This window comes from Salinispora fenicalii, from assembly GCF_000514815.1.
Lineage (GTDB): Bacteria > Actinomycetota > Actinomycetes > Mycobacteriales > Micromonosporaceae > Micromonospora > Micromonospora fenicalii.
Genome location: NZ_KI911471.1, coordinates 326,851 through 343,114, shown reverse-complemented (window position 1 = coordinate 343,114; position 16,264 = coordinate 326,851). Strand labels below are relative to the sequence as shown.

Sequence of the window (16,264 nt, the reverse complement as noted above, 5' to 3'; positions counted from 1 at the left end):
GCGGAACTCCGGACCGAACCGGCGTCTCGTCTCAGCCATGCACCTCTACCCCTCAAGCTCAGGCCTCCACGCGCTCCGGACAGATGCGCACCTCCGGTCGCAGCCAGCAGGTCACGTCCACCGCATCGCACCGCAAGCTCAAGATCAAGTTAGTAGTGATCCCCAGCCTATCCGCCTACCATGAATCATGGTCGCATGTGAATGTTCCCGGAGCGCGTCGTCGGCCGAACGGTTGTCAGTCGGTGACGGCAGCTCGCGTTGGCAAAGTGTCAAGGATCGCGGCCTGCGCCGCCGGCCAGTCGTGTACGTGTGTGCCGTAGTCAGGCACAGGCATGCGCTGCGGTCCGAAGAAGAACTGATAGTGAACGGCGCCTCGGATCGCTTGGTGGACCGCAGGGTGGTCGTCAACGAAGTGAGTGAGCTGTAAGTCGAGGCAGTGCTTGCGCTTCTCTGGTCGTCGCCGGCAGAACCGCATTCTGGCTGGACTAATGCCCGTGTGTGTATGGAAGCCGCGGGCTGCGAGCCATCGTCTCGTGCGGGCTCGAACCCGTGGGCCGCACTTCGAAACCAGCCACACCTGCCCGTCGAAGGCTTCGACGAGTCGGGTGATTGCGTCGAAGGCGCCATTTATCTCTGGCGTGTCGAGCATCGCCTGTTCATCTCCGTCGATGAATGTGGTGTCGCCGCCGTTCGGGTGGGAGGATCCATCGATGATGACCCGCCCGATGTCGATGCCGAGTCGTGGAGTTTGTTCTCGTCCCATGGTCTGACGATCGCTGAAGGGCTGCCATGAGAGAACTACCAATCGGGTGATCAACTATAGTTGTGGGCTATGCAAGCACGCGAGGCCTTGACGGCAGATGCTGTGGCGGCGTTCGCCGTGTTCTCCCGGCACTTGAACTTCACGCGAGCAGCTGAGGAACTCCACATCGCACAGCCATCGCTCCATGCGAAAGTGGCGAAGCTTAGTCGATCGCTTGACGCGCAGCTGTACGAAAGGGTCGGTCGACAGCTGCGCCTCACACAAGCCGGTGAAGAGTTGGCAGCATTCGCCGCTGATCAGGAGCGGTCGGTCGGCGACTTCCTGGCCCGATTGGGTGGGCCCAGGCGATCAATGCGATTGGCTGCAGGGCGAGCAGCGATCCAGTGGGTGCTTGACCGGCCACTCCGTGCTGTCGTCCGTAGAGGGCTCGATCTTCGTGTGATACCTGCAGACCGCTCGACGGCGGTCTGCATGGTCGACAAGGGAGAAGCAGACGTCGCGACGATCGCCTACGACCCACCGCCGCGGCGCCTTCGATCCGTCCAGGTAGCCGACGTCCCGCAAGTCCTCGTCGCCCATCAGTCCCACCCACTGCTGTCGGAGAGGCAGGTACGTTTGCGTGATCTGAATGGTCTTGGTCTCGTGGTCCCGCCAGAGGGAAGACCGCATCGCCAGTCGCTCGAGCGTGCGTTCCACGCATCCGGCGTCACCTGGCACGTGGCGAGTGAGGCGGACGGATGGGACCTGATCGTTCACTTGGTGTGGCTCGGCGTTGGTGCAGCGGTGGTAAACGGATCCGTCCCTGTCCCAAGCCCACTCAGAGCCGTTGAGATTCAGGATCTTCCCCGCGTGGGCTACTGGCTCGCTTGGCGTGAGCAACGCCGAGCAATTGTCGACGAGTTGCTGCGCGAGGTCGATTCGAATGGATGATCTACTCACTCGACTGGGCAAGGCGCTCGCCTATGTACTCCGGCACCGACCAGACGCAGTCGGGCTCCAACTCGACTCCGCGGGCTGGGTTGAGATCCCCGTCCTCCTCTCAGCGATGGCCGACGCCGGGCACACCATCGGCGAGGCTGACCTCGATCGAATCGTCGCAGGTTCCGACAAGAAGCGCTACGAGGTACGAGCGGGGCGAATTCGCGCAGCGCAAGGCCACTCGGTGCGTGTGGAGCTTGGACTCGAACCGACAATTCCCCCTGCGGTTCTCTACCACGGGACGGTCGCCCGCTTTCTTGAAGCGATTCGAAGGGAGGGACTTCGGCCCGGAGAGCGGACGCACGTCCATCTTTCAGCGGACGCGTCTACTGCGAGACAGGTCGGCAAGCGTCGCGGAGCCCCTGTTGTCCTGGAGATCGACGCAAAGCGGATGTACGCAAATGGTCACTCCTTCCTACTCGCTGCCAACGGTGTGTGGCTCGTAGCGCATGTGCCACCCGGCTACCTCGCCCTAACGGACGTCTCGTAGCCCCGGTGGCCCTGATGGCGGTACGCGAGCGAGGAAGCACCCGTGCGGTTGACGGAGCGCCCCGGTGGGAACACTTTCCGGTGCGTCGGGTCGCATTCCGACCTCATTGCCGACTCTGCCTGCCGGCCCGTCGAATTCCGTTCCGCACGCGGCCCAACATGCCAGGACTGCGGCGGGAGATCCGATGACCGGGCTCGAACCGGCGTCCTCCCGGTCCCTAGCCGGGTGCTCTACCACTGAGCTACAACGGATCTCCCCAGGCTCGCCGGCTGGGCTCGAACCAACGTCCTCCCGGTTAAGAGCCGGGTGCTCTACCACTGAGCTACGGCGGGCGCAGTCATGCTGCCCGATCACCGCCCGTCGTGTCCACCCAGTTCCGGTAGCTCGCTCACCACGACCTCGCCGGGAATCCGCGACCAATCCACACCACTTTTGTTCACCTTTCCCGAGAACGCCCCACCGGCACGCAGCATCGACGCCCAGAGCGGGTCGGCGATCGATATCCCGTGCACCAACTCAGGCGTGGGCCGGAACTCCCCAACGGCTCCCAGCGCTCGGGACCCCACCCAACCCGACTTGATCGGGTCAACTCCACCATCGGCGCATGCCACCTCCACGTCCGTACGGGTGCATGCGGCGGCGCCGTCGAGCACGTCCCACGGCAGTGGCAGCCGAGCCCACACTCCCACGTCGGGGTGCAGGTCGCCGCCAGTCGACCGGTGCCACGCCACCAGGTCCGCCGCGATCAACATCATCGCCTTGCCTGGGCAGAAGGTATCAAGAATCCCAAGACTGCCGGAAGCGTCCAGCGTCGCAATCCATGCCGCCCGCGCGGCGTTGTACGCGCCGCAGAGGAGGTTCCACGTTGACGAGTCATTGCCTCGCCTTACGACCATGGTGGCACGGTCGAACGCGCTGGCCGTCCAGACCCGCCTGAGCAAGGCCGCGACCTGGCGCATTGTCGCCCACCACCGACCCAGTAACTCACCGCGCTGGGCGTCAGTCAGCCGCGCCAGGACGGCCGGCGTCGGATATGCCTGCGCGATCATCCACCAGTCCGTAGTCGGGTTGGCGACGCAGCGCTCGAAGAGCACATCAGCAACGTCGTCGTACGGGTTGTCCCGCCCTGACAGCGTGAACTCCCGCCGCATTTTGCGCTTGGCGGTCACATACGCCACGAAACACCCTGCCCACGGATCAGCCAGAAACGCACCCCGCTCGATGCTCGTCGCAAACCCGGCCCGCGCGACCATCGTCAACTGCCGCTTAGTCTGCTCAACCGCCAACCTGTCAGCCTTCGCCGACAGCCGCTGCGTCACCCGGAAACGCCGGTTGTACTGCCGCTTCGAAAGCTCGATTCCGGCCGCCGCCCGGCCCTCCCGATTCAACCGATCATGCAGGAAGTTCAGGCGGGCCGGATCGACGGCGCCAAGGGACTCCCCCAGGCGGGCAGCGAAATCCAGCAGCGAGACGGAGTCATCCGGGTCGATGCCAGCTGGCGACAGCTCAAACAGCCGCACCGCAGCATCAATCTGGCGAGCACCCCCAACCGGCCGCGCGAAGTCTGTCGGCATCGAGCTCCACCCATTCCAACGCGACGCTGCCCGAGCCGCCCGCCCCAACGTCATTCGGTCGCGAAGCCCCAGCTGGCCGCCCAGCACCCGAAACACAAGATGCGCGACCTCCTCCGGCCGGCGCCGCTCATCGAGCGATGTGTGCAGCGCGACCATGGCATCCTCGGCGGAGGCTTCGGCAATTGACATGGCCGGCATCCTGGCAGGGTCGATGAGACCGAAGCAATCCTGTTTCGCTGGGGGACGATTCGATGCGCGCCCGTGGTTGGACGCTGGCATGGCGCCCAGACTCACGGGGCTTGCTTCCTACTAACCGCGCCAGCGCAAGCCGCGGCGCTATCCCCCGATTTCGTCATCGTTCTGTTCCTGCCCGGACCGCGTCAGAGTGTCGACTAACTCTGCCGCCACCTGCTCCGGCTCGGCCAGGCACCGCCATGCCGGCACCCGACGAACCGGCACGGCACCACCGATGACATCGATCTGAGCGAGTACCCGACGTAGTCCCCGGCCGGCGGGGTCGCCCGCCGGGTCGTCAACGACGACGGCCAGCTCGGCATCTCCCCGCCCCACCACGAGGTCAACAACCCGCCCAGCCACGGGGACGTCGCGTCGCACGGTAAGACCGATGCTCCGAAGTGCCAGGTGCAGTCGGTCCACCGGCAAGGCCGCGGTCCCTGATGGAGCATCGGCGGCAGGGTCAGGGACCACCGCCAGGGCGGTCAGCAGGCCGCGTTGCCCCGACCACCACGACCGGTCACCGACCACGACAAGCTGAGATCGTGCCCTGGTGATGGCGACGTTCCACAAGTTGGTCTGGTGTACCAGCCAGCCCCGAGTGCGGTCCGGAATGCCATGCGCCCCGACCGGTGAGACGACCATGATGTCCTGTTCGCTGCCCTGAAACTTGTGAATCGTTGCGCAGAGCACGTTGTCCGTGAGACCGGCGTCGTGTAGGGCCGCGACCAGGCGACGCTGGTGCGCAGCGAGCGGCGTGACCACCCCGATCGAGACATCGGGGTACGCCGTCCGTAGCTCCGTCACCTCGGCTACGACCGCGTCGATCTCGACCTGGTTGAACCCGGATCCGGTTGTGCCGCGGCTGAACTGGCCGGGCACGTGGCGCCAACGAACTGCGGGATCGGCCGCAGCGGCCAGTCGGGCAGGGTCTGTCAGCACGGTGAGCCGACCCTGATAGACCTCGCGGTTTGGCACCTGCACGATGTCTGGGTGGCACCGGTAGTGCTCGTCCAGGAGGTACGTCGCGCCCGCAGCGGTGACGAACGCGTCGTACGCGGAATGGGCGGTGTAGGTCAGCCGCCGGGCGGTGAGCCAACCGCTGCTCAGGTCCGCTCGGGCCCGTTCCGTGACGTCGTCGGCCTCGGACAAGTCCACGACGGGTGCGAGCTGACGCGGATCACCGATGAGCAGTGCACGCTTGGCCCGGTAGAGCATGGGCAGAATCGCGGGAATTGTGCACTGCGCCGCCTCGTCGATCACCACGAGGTCGTACAACGCGGGACTCCGCTCCAACCGCCGGGCGGACAGGGCGGTCACGGCCCAGCCCGGCAGCACCCGGAGCAGTTCCGGGAAGTAGGCCCAACTGTCCGACTGCGGCTTGGCCATCTCGTCGGCCCGGTCCTGCAGCAAACGTGCTCCCGCAGCCACCCTGCGGGCGATTTGGGCGTGCAGCAGGTTCACGCTGAGGTGCGGCCGCTCGGTGCCGATCAGATCGGCCAGTCGCTGCCAGGAAGCCTCGGTGTCGGGCAGCTCAGTGAGGAGCCGCCGGCTTTCCCGCCAGCGCAGCTCGAGCACCGCCCGCTCCGCGAGCGCCTCGACCGCGTGGCGGTCCGCGACCTGGTATGACCGCAGCCGCCACCGGTACCACCAGCCGAACCACCTACTGGCGAGCGCGCGGTCGGTCAGCTGGACGAGGTGTGCCAGGGCGCTGTCGTCGGCGGGCAGCGATACCGCACCGCCGCCGGGGTCGGCCCCACGTTCAACAGCCAGGTCGGCGAGATCGCGTTCGAGCAGCCGCTGTTGGTCGAGCGTCGCACGGAGCCTGGCAGCTTCTTCGCCCAGAAGCCGCAGTTCATGCTGGAGCGTACCGTCGTCCGCCGTGGTGGGCCGCGCCGCCGGTGGGTACGCCGCGAGAATGTCGGCGACGTGCTTCGGCTCCTGCATCCGGTGTTCCTTGTTGCCGGTGCGTATCAGCAGACCCGGGCCGATCAGGTCGGTCACCCGGTCGAGCACCGAGTTGACGGCCTGGTTGCTGGTAGAGCCGATCAGCACGCTCTGTCCGGCGGCGGTGGCGGTGGCCAGCAAGGCGGTGACGAGTTGACTCTTGCCGGTGCCGGGCGGCCCCTGGGCCACCGTCAGCGGCTGCGACATCGCCGCCTGGATGATCTCTTCCTGCGCCTCGTTCGCGGCGCTCATCGCCACCGTCACGACTGGCGTCGCCGCGGCCTCGTCCGGGCGGAGAGCCAGCGCGCCCAGCGCCGTCCCCTGGATGAGTCGCGGATTCTTCACCATGCCCTGTAAGTCATTGGCGAGCTGCCGCTGCGGCGACTCGGCAGCATCGACGGTGTAGAGGATCGCGACGTTCTGCACCCCGTTCACCGGTCCCGACCTGATGGTGCCGCCGAGCACCGCCGGGTCCAACTCCGTGACCGGTCTCAGCCCGAACGTCTTCACGAGCACGTCAACGGTGGCAGCGAGAGAGGTCCGATCGCCCGGTGCGAATGCCTGCTCAACACGTTGCCGTAGTTCGTCGCCCTCCACCTCAGAGAGCTGGAACAGGTCAACGAGTGCGGCGCTGGGACGGGGCGGGAAGGAGGCGTGCAGGACGTTGTCGGCGCCAACGGTGACATCGCAGACCAGGAGCGGAGCGAGCCGGAGTGGCTTCTGCCGGGCCGGCCGAACGGCGACGACTGGATAGCCGTATTGCAGCTCCCGGCCCTCGGCCCGGGCCCGAGCGGCGAGTTTGGCTGCCGAACCGGCCAGCTGCACGGGCGTAGCCGAGGCGAAGACCGCCTCGGACCCCGGCGGTGCCGCGACGTACGTCCCGGTCGCCTGCGGGTCGATGAACGACTGCAACACGGTTGAACGCTGCATGCAGTTGATGTAATAGGTCACCAGGCGACGCCACTGATCCGCGTCGAACGGCGCCTCGTCCGTCGGGCTCGAAGTAACGGCTGTGACCTGCCGTGCCGCAGCGGCGGAGCCCGGCGCCGTCACCAGTCGGATCGGCTCGGTGACACCCTCACTCGACTCAACCGGCGTGTGCTGGCGGCGCCGGGCCATCTCCGTCGGGGCGTACCGGGAGAGGTCGTTGGTGGTGATCCAACCGTCGTCCGAGGGCCCCTCGGCCGCACCCCGCAGACCATTGAGCAGCACCTCGGTGAAGACGGACGGGTGGTCCGGCCCCTGCGCCTTCGACGCCTTCAGGTGCGTGCTCGACGTCAGGATGAAGGTGCCGCGCTGACGCTTGAGGCGACGCGGCTCTTCCCGCACTCCGCCCCGGAACCGGTGCCGCGCCGTGAATGCGCCAGAAAAGCAGCAGTCAAGCAGGACCACCTTCTGACTGGCCTTGGTGTCGTTGAGTAGATGACGCAGCATGCCGTCGGTGTCGAACGCCGTTGTGTGCAACTGCCCGGTGACCGTGTCGGTCGCGGCCAGGAACAGCGACTGACCATCGCCGTGCAGTACCCCGTGGCCGGAGTAGTAGAGCAGAGCCAGGTCACCCGTGCGTCGCGCGCCGTAGAACTCCTCGACGACCTGACGCAGGTGCGCCGCTGGCAGGTCCAGTGCGGCGCGTACGGTGTCGAATTCCCCGGCACCGTCCAGCAGCGTCTTGAGCTGCGCCACATCCTGGCGTACCGAGGGAAGGGGGGCGAGCTCACTGCCGATGTGGCAGGTGACGGTGCCGAGCAGCAGGGCGTGCCGTCCCATCAGAGACGGGCCCGTTCGATTGCGGCCCGCACTGTTCTGACCAATTCATCGGTCTGGGCGTGGGTGGGCCGGTCGATAGTCAACTCGATGTCCCCAACCCGCAGGTGTACCCGGCGGCCGGTGTTGCGCTGGAGGAAGCTCAAGACCACGTCAACCAGCGCCTGGACGTAGCCGGGGTCGGTGCCCGCCAGTACGGTTACCACGCCGAGCAACAGCTCTGCCGCGCCTTTGGCGTCCGGGTCGATAGCGGGACGAACAACGCGCTCCACCTCACCGCCGATCTCGCGGAGACTCTCTGCCAGCTCACCGGTCAGCTCACCGAGGACGAACTCGTCGTCGTCGGTACGCGGCGTGAAATCGATCCGAATCCGGACGCGAGACATCCAACCTCCTGCACGAGCGGTGCGATCAATCTACGGAAAAGGATCGCGTCGGGGTCTCGACTGTCGGCTTGCCGATCAAATACCGCCTACGCACCACCCACCGCCCTCTTATGTGGAGTGGAAGCTATTCCAATCTGGAAGGCTCAGCAGACAGGCGGTCGCCGCGCTGCGGGTACAGACGACCAAACACTGCTCGGCGGGACCCATGCTCAAAGGTTCGCAGCGGCGCACGAGGTCGCCAGGCGGGTGCGCACCACCAGGTCGTGCAGGGCGTCCACCGCTGCCGGGTCTGGGGAGTCGGGCAGCACCGACATGTCTCGGGCCGCCTCCAGCTCGGCCCGAAGCCGCGGCACGTCGGCGGCGAGTCGCGGCGCGGCGCCGGCGGGCAACGGTCCCAGCTCGGCCTCCCGCTTCGCGGCGATGAGGTCAGGCACGTACGGCAACCCAGTCCCGAGCACACCGAGGTCGGTCTCGAGCCGGCCGGTCCGCATCAAGTGGATCCCGGTGAGCAGAACGCGCAGCGTGTACAGCGCGGGTTTGAGCCTCCCGGTCTTGGCGTACAGATTGTGCTGGGTGGCCGCGAATCCGAGGTAGTGGTACGCATGGTGACGGGTGATCAGTTGCGGGGCCAGCGACGTAAGCTCGGCGTGCACCGGACTGGTGACGACCACCAACGGCGACAGCAGCTGCTCCAGGACGTACCCGTTTCGGCTGTTCAACAGCTTGGCAAACTTCAGCAGGTCGTGACTGACCACGTCCAGCTCGACACCGTCGCGTACGTCGGTGTACTGCAACGTCTGCGGCCCGGTACGCAACCCGACCACCTCTGCTGGCGGCAGTAGGTGCGCGCCGCGCAGATCGAGGTCGGAGTCGACGGACGCGAACCCGTACAGGTGCGCACCGCTGACGGTGGCGAACAGCAGCGGCCGAGGCAGCATGCGCGCGGCCACAGCGGCCCACCTCGGCACATCGATGGTCACTACAGGTTCCTTTCCCGTACGGCGATGAGCAGCCGGTCCACGGCGTCGCGGTCGGGCAGTTCCGGTAGCGCGGTGGCGGCGGCCGCGTCGGCGAGCTCGGCGAGCAGGTCCGTCGCCCAGGCGGTGACCGTCTCCCAGGGCAGCTCGCCGCGCCGCACCGCGAGCAGCTCGTCGCGCAGATGCCGCACGTCAACGAGGACGTCCCCGGTACGCAGTACGTGCGCACCGGCCACCAGCAGCCGGATCATGTGCATGGCCTGCTTGTGGTTCGTCTCGCCGGTGCGACCACGGCGAGACGCCACCCGGTTCAGCTGATCCCGGGCGTAGCCGCCGTACGTCTCGGCCACCCGCCGCGACAGGAACGCCTGCCGCGCCGCCAGCAACCGTTCCCCATCGGGAGTAGTCGTCTCGACCAGCGGGGACCAGAGCACCTCCAGAACCGTCGGGTTAGCTTGCAGAGCAAGCAGGCAGAAGCGCTCGAACTCCCAGGAGAACTGCTCCGCCGCCGGCCCGTCAACGTGGGTGGGCGGCTTGTCCAGGTGCCAGAACGCGCGGGTCGGCACCGCAAACACACCACGCCGGTCGTAGTCGGAATCCGGGCCGTGCAGTCCGTACGCCCGTGATCCGACCACGACGGCGAGGACGGTACGCCGCTCGACAAGCTCAATCACGCCCAGCGACGCTACCGGAGCGCCACCCGGCAATGCCTGCTCTTTTCCTTCCCGGCGAGACCAGGCGGCAGGAAGTATCGGTCATCCGCATCCAAGGTCAGCTGCGCGATCTTCGGGGTTACGGCTCAGGGGCCAGACGCCGATGTCTGCTGGCAAAGTCGACGGTACTCGGCAGTCACCACCGCAAGCAGAAACAGGCCGACGGCGAGCCCGATGAGTGCCCCAAACTGGTTGACGGTGAAACTGAAGACCTGACCGAACAGCAGGTCCACCAGGATTGCGACTCTGAACAGCCGGAAGGCGCTCGCCTGGTCGCTGTGCAGCAGCAGAGCCCCACGAATACTGAACGCCGCGGAGATAAACGCGGAGAACGCAATCCCCAATACCGCACCCCATTCCTGCTGGTTCGACAAGTCCCCATTGACCGCATCCACCCCGACCCGCAATAAGACGACGAGCGGCTCGCCAAGCAGGTACACCACCACCAAGACGACCACCCAACGACGGCTGACAACCCAGTCCGTCGCTCGGCGGGCACGTAGTGCCCATGATTGCCTGAGCGGGGTAGGGTGCGGTTCCCGCCGGGGTACGGTTTCCAACAGCCGGGCCACCGCCTCCGTCACCTCCGGACCGTAGTCGCTGACCAGCCGCAGCACTGCGCGTCTACGCTGCTCGGTCAATCCCCGGTCAAGGCCACCGATCACCGTGTCGAGGGCATTCGCCATACGTTCTGTGCGGCAGAATTGTTTCCGCTCCCGGAGCGCCTGAGTGAGGACTAGGAGCAGGGCGAATGCCACGTAAATTATGCCGGCCGCCGGTGCATAAAAGTAGTCGCCCTGGGCGGTGACGAACTTGCCGACCTCATCGATGAAGAGCCCGAACCCAATCCCGCCCAGGGCTGCGCCGATAAAGCGGGCCCTGCTGCCGAGAAACACCAGCACGACACCAAAGCCAACGGTCAGGAGCAAACCGCCCCAGAGTACGTGCGCGATGCGTAGCCCGCCCGTGCCGAACTGAGGAAAACCGGTCGCCTGAAGAAAGGCTCGGGTGAGCAATACCGTCACCACTCCGGAGAGGACGAATGTCAGGATGTCAGATGGCGCCGACACGGCCCGCGGCAGTGCCGACCAACGGGACCCAGGGGCGGGCATACCCCGACGCTAGCAACGGTGTGTGCCAGGCGAGGCGTCTTGAGCCCAGAGATTACTATCGGGTTGTTGGCCCACGGAGCGGCTTTCCGCTGATGGTCCATGATTCCGCGCTCCATAGCACCGGGAGCACGTCCCCGCTGCCGGGTAACCGAGACGAACGAGGGTCGCCGCCCAGGCCCCCGGCTTCCACCGCACCACCCAACGACGCCATGCTCGGCCGGCGTCGCCCTGAACCGCCTCAGCCCCAGCCCACCGCGATGTTGCGGCTGGGGGCACCGAACGCCGGACGGAGCTGGTCAAGATGTCTGTGGGGTATCCGCCGGCCGGGTTGCCGTGGCCCGGCGCACGAACACCAGCGTGAAGCCGGCGGCGGTAGCGAGGAACCCTGCCACCAGTAGGCCGATCGGCAGGTTGCGACCGAGCAGCAGCAACTGCGCCCGCCCATCTCTGGACTGTTCGATTACCGCGTCGGCGGTGGCGTCGTCGTATTGGAAGGTCGCGTCGAGGATGACCACCGGCGGCCCGACGTCTGGCACTAGCTCCTGGTGTTGCTGCTCGCGGTAGCCCAGAATGCCACCGGTCATCGGCTCCACCCAGAGCGTGCGAGACGCCTGGTAGGTCATCGTCGCGGTCGTCGCCTCCGGTGCCAGGAAGCCGAGCAGTTGGGTCAGCGTCTCCTCGTCCAGGTCGAGCTCCCGCTGGGGGACGGTCTGCTCGAACCGGTACGTCTCCAGGCCGGCGACCTCTTCCTCGCCCTGGTACAGCATCGGCAGCGACTGCCGCAAGATGCCATCGAAGTACTGGTAGGTCTGCTTCTTGGTGTCGAAGGGGAACAGGTAGAGCTGCCCGGCGTACGTGATGCTCCCCGCCTCGCAGCCGGTGGTGCCCAACTCCACGGCCTCCGTGTCGCTGTAACACTGGCCGTCCCACTCGGCGGCGGCACCGGACACCCGGTCGAGGGCGATACGACTCTCGGCCCGGTTGACCGGCAGATCACGATCCACCCAGTCAGTAGCTTGATACACGTTCCAGATCAGAGTTTCGCCAGCAAGGCTTCCGGTGAGCTCCGCAGCGGCCTCGTTGTCTGGTTTGATGCCGGTCGCTGAACGCAGAGTGCCGGTTTCGACGGTCACCGCGGGGTCGCCGCTGGGCAGCGTCCGCGCACTGACGAAGGTGGCTGATGGGGCGACCACCACGATATCTGGCGGTGTCACATCGTAGGGCACCTGCTTGAGCGCGGGCACGATCAGCCATACCAGCCCAACGGCTGCGACAACACAGAGTAGCCCCAGACTGAAGAGAGCCGCGCCGATTTTCTGTCGCATCAGCACACCCTTCCTTGAGGTGAAACTTGTTCTAATCTACTGCCGCCAGCCCGGCAAGGAAAGCCCCGGCGACACGCCTTTCGCCGCGCCATCCCATCCACTAGCGCCGATATTCACCCCCGCGTAGGCTGACCAAGCACTTGCTTGGCCCCCTCGTGCCGGGAGGTCCCGATGATGCTGTCAATCCCAGCGGCCCTGCACCGGGCGGCGCGTGAGTTCAGCTCGGTGCCGGCCCTGGTGGAGCCCGGCGTCGCGCAGCTGAGCTACGCAGAGCTCCTCGCCGAGGTGCGGCGCGTGGCACAGGCACTGATCGCCGCCGGGCTGCGCCCAAGCGACCGGCTCGCACTCTGGGCACCGAACTCGACGCAGTGGGTGCTGGCCGCGCTCGGCGCGAGCTACGCGGGCCTCACCCTGGTGCCGGTCAACACCCGATTCACCGGGATCGAGGCGCTCGACGTGATCCATCGGAGCGGCGCCAGCGGCCTCGTCGTGGTGGACCCGTTCCTCGGCACCGACCGACTCGCCACGCTGCGAGCCGCCGCCGCGGCGGAAGGAAAGCAACTCCCCCGCTTGGTCGTGCGGGTGCCCTCCGGTTGGGACGAGTTCGTCTCCCAGTGCGGGTCGGTTCCCGAGGTGGAGGCTGACGCCCGCGCCGCCGCGGTCAGCCCCGACGACCTGAGCGACATCCTGTTCACCTCGGGCACCACCGGGCGCAGCAAGGGCGTGATGAGCGCGCACCGGCAGTCGATGGCCGTGGCTGCCGCCTGGGCCGACATCGCGCGACTGGCCCCCGACGACCGCTACCTCGTGATCAACCCTTTCTTTCACAGCTTCGGTCTGAAGGCCGGCATCCTCGCCTGTGTGGTCAGCGGGACCACCATCGTGCCGCAGGCGGTCTTCGACGTGCCCCAGGCGATGGCCCTGATCGCCGACCAGCGGATCACCGTCCTACCCGGGCCGCCCACCCTCTACACCAGCCTGATCGGTCATCCCGACGCTCAGCGATTCGACCTGTCGAGTCTGCGCCTGGCCGTGACCGGAGCGGCCACCGTGCCACCGGCCCTCGTCGATCAGATCCGCACGGAGCTCGGCGCGGACGTGCTCACCGCGTACGGGCTGACCGAGGCGGTGGTCGCCACGATGTGCCGGCCCGGCGACAACGCGCAGACCGTGGCGCAGACCTGCGGGCGCGCCGCGGCCGGATTTGAGGTCCGCATCGCTGACCCGGGCGGCGAGGTGCTGCTGCGGGGGCCGAACACGATGCTGGGCTACCTTGACGACCCGGCCGCCACCGCGGCGGCGATCGACATCGAGGGGTGGCTGCACACCGGCGACATCGGACACCTCGACGAACGCTGCTACCTGACCATCACCGACCGACTCAAGGACATGTACGTCTGTGGCGGCTTCAACGTGTACCCGGCTGAGGTCGAGCGGGCGCTCGCGCAGCTTCCAGGAGTGGCCGAGTCCGCGGTGATCGGCGTACCCGATCCACGGCTCGGCGAGGTCGGCAAGGTCTACCTGATCTGCCGCCCGGGTCACTCGCTCAGCGCGGCGGAGGTAATCGAGTTCTGCCGGAGCCGACTCGCCAACTACAAGGTGCCGCGGTCGGTGGAAATCCGGTCCGAGCTGCCACACAACGCCTCGGGCAAGGTCCTCAAGTATCTACTCCGCGCGGAGACCGCCGAGGCTCACTAGATCCAGTCGGTGTGCCGGGGCCACGCCAGCAGCATGTCGACCACCTCGGGCGGCTCACCAGGTGGCATCGGCGCGACGGCGCAGTAGCGGCCCTTGTAAAACAGCAGCGGGCCGTCGTCGCGGCACTCGCCGAGCGCGGTCACCCGGCCCACCACGATCGCGTGGTCGCCACCCGGATGCACCGCCTCGACCTGACAGTCTGCCCAGGTCAACGCCCCGGCAAGGATCGGCATACCGGTCGGGGAGGGAGTCCAGGCGACGTCGGCGAACTTGTCCGCCCCCGATGCGCCAAAGACGCGGGACAGCGGCCCGTGCGCCTCCGCCAACACGTTGACACCGAACACCCCGGCGTCGCGGATCCGATGCCAGGTGGTGGAGCCCGCCTGGGGGCAGAACAACAGAAGTGGTGGGTCCAGCGACAGCGGGGCGAAGGCCTGGCAGGCGAAACCCGCCGGGCCTTCATCGTCGAACGTCGTAATGACCGTCACGCCGGTGCAGAAGTGGCCGAACACCCGCCGGAACTGCTGGGTGTCGACCACGGCCGCGGTGGTCACCCGATTCTCTGGAACTGGTGACCCCACACACTGTGCGCGGTTGTCTGCCGAGCGATCCAGGTGCGGTCGTCCACGGTGTCACCGTCGGTGCCGTACTCGATGTCGAAACCGCTCGGTGTGCGCAGGTAGAACGAGATCATGCCGTCGTTGGCGTGCCGCCCCAGGGTCGCGACCATCGGTGTGTTGTTTCGGAGGCCACGGTCCAGGGCGCGGCCGACGTCATCGATCGTCTCGGTCTCAATCATCAGGTGGATCAGGCCAGTGGGGGCTGGCAACGGGGCCAGGGCGACGCTGTGGTGGCGCGGATTGCAGCCGAGGAAGCGCATCCAGAGTGGTTTGTCGCTGGGCGGCAGGCCGATGGCCTCGGGATGCAGTCGCATCGAGTCGCGCAGCCGAAAGCCGAGCACCTCGGACCAGAAGCGCAGCCCGGCGGCGTCGTCGAAGGTCGGTAGCACCACATGCCCCATGCCCTGCGCGCCGGTGACGAAGCGGGTGCCGTACGGGCTGTGCGCCGGACGGCTGTCGAGCTCGGCGCCGCAGTAGAACTCCAGGCGGTTGCCGGAGGGGTCGTCAACGCTGATCATCTGCGCCACCCGACGGTTGGCCACTTCGTCGACCTCGGCCGTCTTGACCACGGTGCCCGCGCCCTCGAGGACGCCGGTCAGCTGGTCGAGCGCGGCGGGATCAGCCAGTTCCCAGCCGCTGGCGGCCAACCGGTCCCGCTCGCCGGGTACCACCAGGATCCGAGCGGGCAGGTCGTCCATACGTAGGTAGGCGGCCTCCGGGTCGGGGCCACGGCCCTCGGTCATGCCGAGCACCTTGACGCCGAACTCCCGCCACGCGGGAACGTCGGTGGCTTCGACCCGGAGGTAGCCGAGGGATCGAATGAGACTCACGGGCGGTTTCCTTCCAGGAAATCGAAGGCGAGACGGTTGAACTCGTCGAATTTCTCCAGGTGTGCCCAGTGTCCGCAGCCGCCGAAGACGTGCAGCCGGCAGCGGCGGATCAGCTTGAGCGCTACCAGCGCCCCGTCGAGCGGGTTGACCCGGTCCTCCCGACCCCAGACCAGAAGGACCTCGTTGCGCAGCCGGTGGGCGTCACGCCAGAGCAGGCCCTCCTCGTAGAGGTCCGGGTCGGCGAACGAGGCCCCCATCGCACGCATGCCGCGCAGGGTGGCCGGGTCGGTCGCGGCGCGCATCCGTTCATCGATCAGCTCGTCGGTGACGAAGGACTGGTCGTAGACGAGCGTGCGCAGGAACTCCGCCAGCTTCTCCCGGCTGGGACCGGGTGGAGCGCCGAACGCGGTCAGCCGTTTGACCCCCTCGGTCGGGTCGGAGGCGAAGACGTTGAGGCTGAGCCCGCCGGGGCCCATCAGCAGCAGCCGGCCGGCCCGCTCCGGGTAGCGCAGGGCGAACCGGACCGCGGTGCCACCGCCGAGCGAGTTGCCGATGAAGTCGACCCGGTCCAGGCCCACCTCGTCGAGCAGGGCCGCCAGCCGGTCGGCCGAGTGCGTGAAGTACTGCCGGCCACTCGGGCAACTCTCGGACCCGCCGTATCCCGGCTGGTCCACGGCGAGGGTGTCGAATCGCTCGGCGAAGACCGGGACCGTCCGCCCGAAGTTGCTCCAGGCCGAGGCGCCCGGCCCGCCGCCGTGCAGCAGCACGACCGGGTGTACGCCCGCCGGTCCGGCCCGGTGGTAGTGCAGCCCGGCGGCGGTGGCTTCGAAGACTGTGTTGGTCGTCATGGCGT

At 67.3% G+C, this 16,264-nt stretch carries 14 protein-coding genes and 2 tRNA genes; 3 read left to right on the top strand and 13 right to left on the bottom strand.

What is annotated here, in order from left to right:
* Positions 1–235 precede the first annotated feature (235 nt).
* Complete coding sequence (locus B116_RS0119490) at positions 236–817, bottom strand: hypothetical protein (protein ID WP_223874625.1); 582 nt, start codon at positions 815–817, stop codon at positions 236–238.
* Between the two features lie 15 nt (positions 818–832).
* Here B116_RS0119490 and B116_RS26965 point away from each other — a divergent pair, with 15 nt between their 5' ends.
* Positions 833–1,693, top strand: coding sequence for a LysR family transcriptional regulator (locus tag B116_RS26965; protein WP_082312852.1), 861 nt, complete (start codon positions 833–835; stop codon positions 1,691–1,693).
* Complete coding sequence (locus B116_RS25505) at positions 1,686–2,231, top strand: RNA 2'-phosphotransferase (RefSeq protein ID WP_033667744.1); 546 nt, start codon at positions 1,686–1,688, stop codon at positions 2,229–2,231. The genes B116_RS26965 and B116_RS25505 overlap by 8 nt, the downstream gene beginning before the upstream one ends.
* A gap of 179 nt (positions 2,232–2,410) precedes the next feature.
* On the opposite strand, the gene B116_RS0119480 is transcribed toward B116_RS25505, so the two are convergent.
* From B116_RS0119480 to B116_RS0119440, 9 genes are all read right to left on the bottom strand, one after another.
* Positions 2,411–2,482 (bottom strand) — tRNA-Pro (locus B116_RS0119480).
* Positions 2,483–2,491: 9 nt separating this feature from the next.
* Positions 2,492–2,563, bottom strand: a tRNA-Lys gene (locus B116_RS0119475).
* A gap of 18 nt (positions 2,564–2,581) precedes the next feature.
* Positions 2,582–3,994, bottom strand: coding sequence for a hypothetical protein (locus B116_RS0119470; protein WP_033667743.1), 1,413 nt, complete (start codon positions 3,992–3,994; stop codon positions 2,582–2,584).
* Positions 3,995–4,141: 147 nt separating this feature from the next.
* Positions 4,142–7,753 (bottom strand): AAA domain-containing protein, encoded by a 3,612-nt coding sequence (locus B116_RS0119465; RefSeq protein WP_027661041.1) that lies wholly within the window; start codon positions 7,751–7,753, stop codon positions 4,142–4,144.
* Positions 7,753–8,136, bottom strand: a complete 384-nt coding sequence (locus B116_RS0119460; protein ID WP_027661040.1) for a hypothetical protein — start codon at positions 8,134–8,136, stop codon at positions 7,753–7,755. Before B116_RS0119460 ends, B116_RS0119465 begins: the two co-directional genes overlap by 1 nt.
* Positions 8,137–8,345: 209 nt before the next feature.
* A complete protein-coding gene (locus B116_RS0119455) occupies positions 8,346–9,116 on the bottom strand; it encodes a nucleotidyltransferase domain-containing protein (RefSeq protein ID WP_027661039.1) in 771 nt (256 codons plus the stop codon).
* Positions 9,116–9,787, bottom strand: coding sequence for a nucleotidyltransferase domain-containing protein (locus B116_RS0119450; protein ID WP_027661038.1), 672 nt, complete (start codon positions 9,785–9,787; stop codon positions 9,116–9,118). Before B116_RS0119450 ends, B116_RS0119455 begins: the two co-directional genes overlap by 1 nt.
* Before the next feature lie 125 nt (positions 9,788–9,912).
* Complete coding sequence (locus B116_RS0119445) at positions 9,913–10,938, bottom strand: hypothetical protein (protein ID WP_033667742.1); 1,026 nt, start codon at positions 10,936–10,938, stop codon at positions 9,913–9,915.
* A gap of 296 nt (positions 10,939–11,234) precedes the next feature.
* Complete coding sequence (locus tag B116_RS0119440; RefSeq protein ID WP_027661036.1) at positions 11,235–12,263, bottom strand: DUF3068 domain-containing protein; 1,029 nt, start codon at positions 12,261–12,263, stop codon at positions 11,235–11,237.
* A 171-nt stretch (positions 12,264–12,434) separates the two neighbouring features.
* Between B116_RS0119440 and B116_RS0119435 the strand changes: the two genes are divergently transcribed.
* Positions 12,435–13,961: a FadD3 family acyl-CoA ligase gene (locus tag B116_RS0119435; protein ID WP_027661035.1), complete on the top strand. Its 1,527-nt coding sequence runs from the start codon at positions 12,435–12,437 to the stop codon at positions 13,959–13,961.
* Here B116_RS0119435 and hsaB read toward each other — a convergent pair.
* The 3 genes from hsaB to hsaD are packed head-to-tail and all read right to left on the bottom strand — an operon-like array spanning position 13,958 to position 16,259.
* Positions 13,958–14,515 carry a 3-hydroxy-9,10-secoandrosta-1,3,5(10)-triene-9,17-dione monooxygenase reductase subunit gene (gene hsaB, locus B116_RS0119430; protein ID WP_027661034.1) on the bottom strand — a complete coding sequence of 186 codons (558 nt, stop codon included), beginning with the start codon at positions 14,513–14,515 and terminating at the stop codon, positions 13,958–13,960. The genes B116_RS0119435 and hsaB overlap by 4 nt on opposite strands.
* Complete coding sequence (gene hsaC, locus B116_RS0119425; protein ID WP_027661033.1) at positions 14,512–15,411, bottom strand: iron-dependent extradiol dioxygenase HsaC; 900 nt, start codon at positions 15,409–15,411, stop codon at positions 14,512–14,514. Before hsaC ends, hsaB begins: the two co-directional genes overlap by 4 nt.
* Positions 15,408–16,259: a 4,5:9,10-diseco-3-hydroxy-5,9,17-trioxoandrosta-1(10),2-diene-4-oate hydrolase gene (gene hsaD, locus B116_RS0119420; protein WP_018719983.1), complete on the bottom strand. Its 852-nt coding sequence runs from the start codon at positions 16,257–16,259 to the stop codon at positions 15,408–15,410. Before hsaD ends, hsaC begins: the two co-directional genes overlap by 4 nt.
* Between the last annotated feature and the right edge of the window lie 5 nt (positions 16,260–16,264).

Coding starts and splice junctions, on each gene's coding strand:
- B116_RS26965 (WP_082312852.1), top strand. CDS start 833: ATGCAAGCACGCGAGGCCTTGACGGCAGATGCTGTGGCGGCGTTCGCC.
- B116_RS25505 (WP_033667744.1), top strand. CDS start 1,686: ATGGATGATCTACTCACTCGACTGGGCAAGGCGCTCGCCTATGTACTC.
- B116_RS0119470 (WP_033667743.1), bottom strand. CDS start 3,994: ATGTCAATTGCCGAAGCCTCCGCCGAGGATGCCATGGTCGCGCTGCAC.
- B116_RS0119465 (WP_027661041.1), bottom strand. CDS start 7,753: ATGGGACGGCACGCCCTGCTGCTCGGCACCGTCACCTGCCACATCGGC.
- B116_RS0119460 (WP_027661040.1), bottom strand. CDS start 8,136: ATGTCTCGCGTCCGGATTCGGATCGATTTCACGCCGCGTACCGACGAC.
- B116_RS0119445 (WP_033667742.1), bottom strand. CDS start 10,938: ATGCCCGCCCCTGGGTCCCGTTGGTCGGCACTGCCGCGGGCCGTGTCG.
- B116_RS0119440 (WP_027661036.1), bottom strand. CDS start 12,263: ATGCGACAGAAAATCGGCGCGGCTCTCTTCAGTCTGGGGCTACTCTGT.
- B116_RS0119435 (WP_027661035.1), top strand. CDS start 12,435: ATGATGCTGTCAATCCCAGCGGCCCTGCACCGGGCGGCGCGTGAGTTC.
- hsaD (WP_018719983.1), bottom strand. CDS start 16,259: ATGACGACCAACACAGTCTTCGAAGCCACCGCCGCCGGGCTGCACTAC.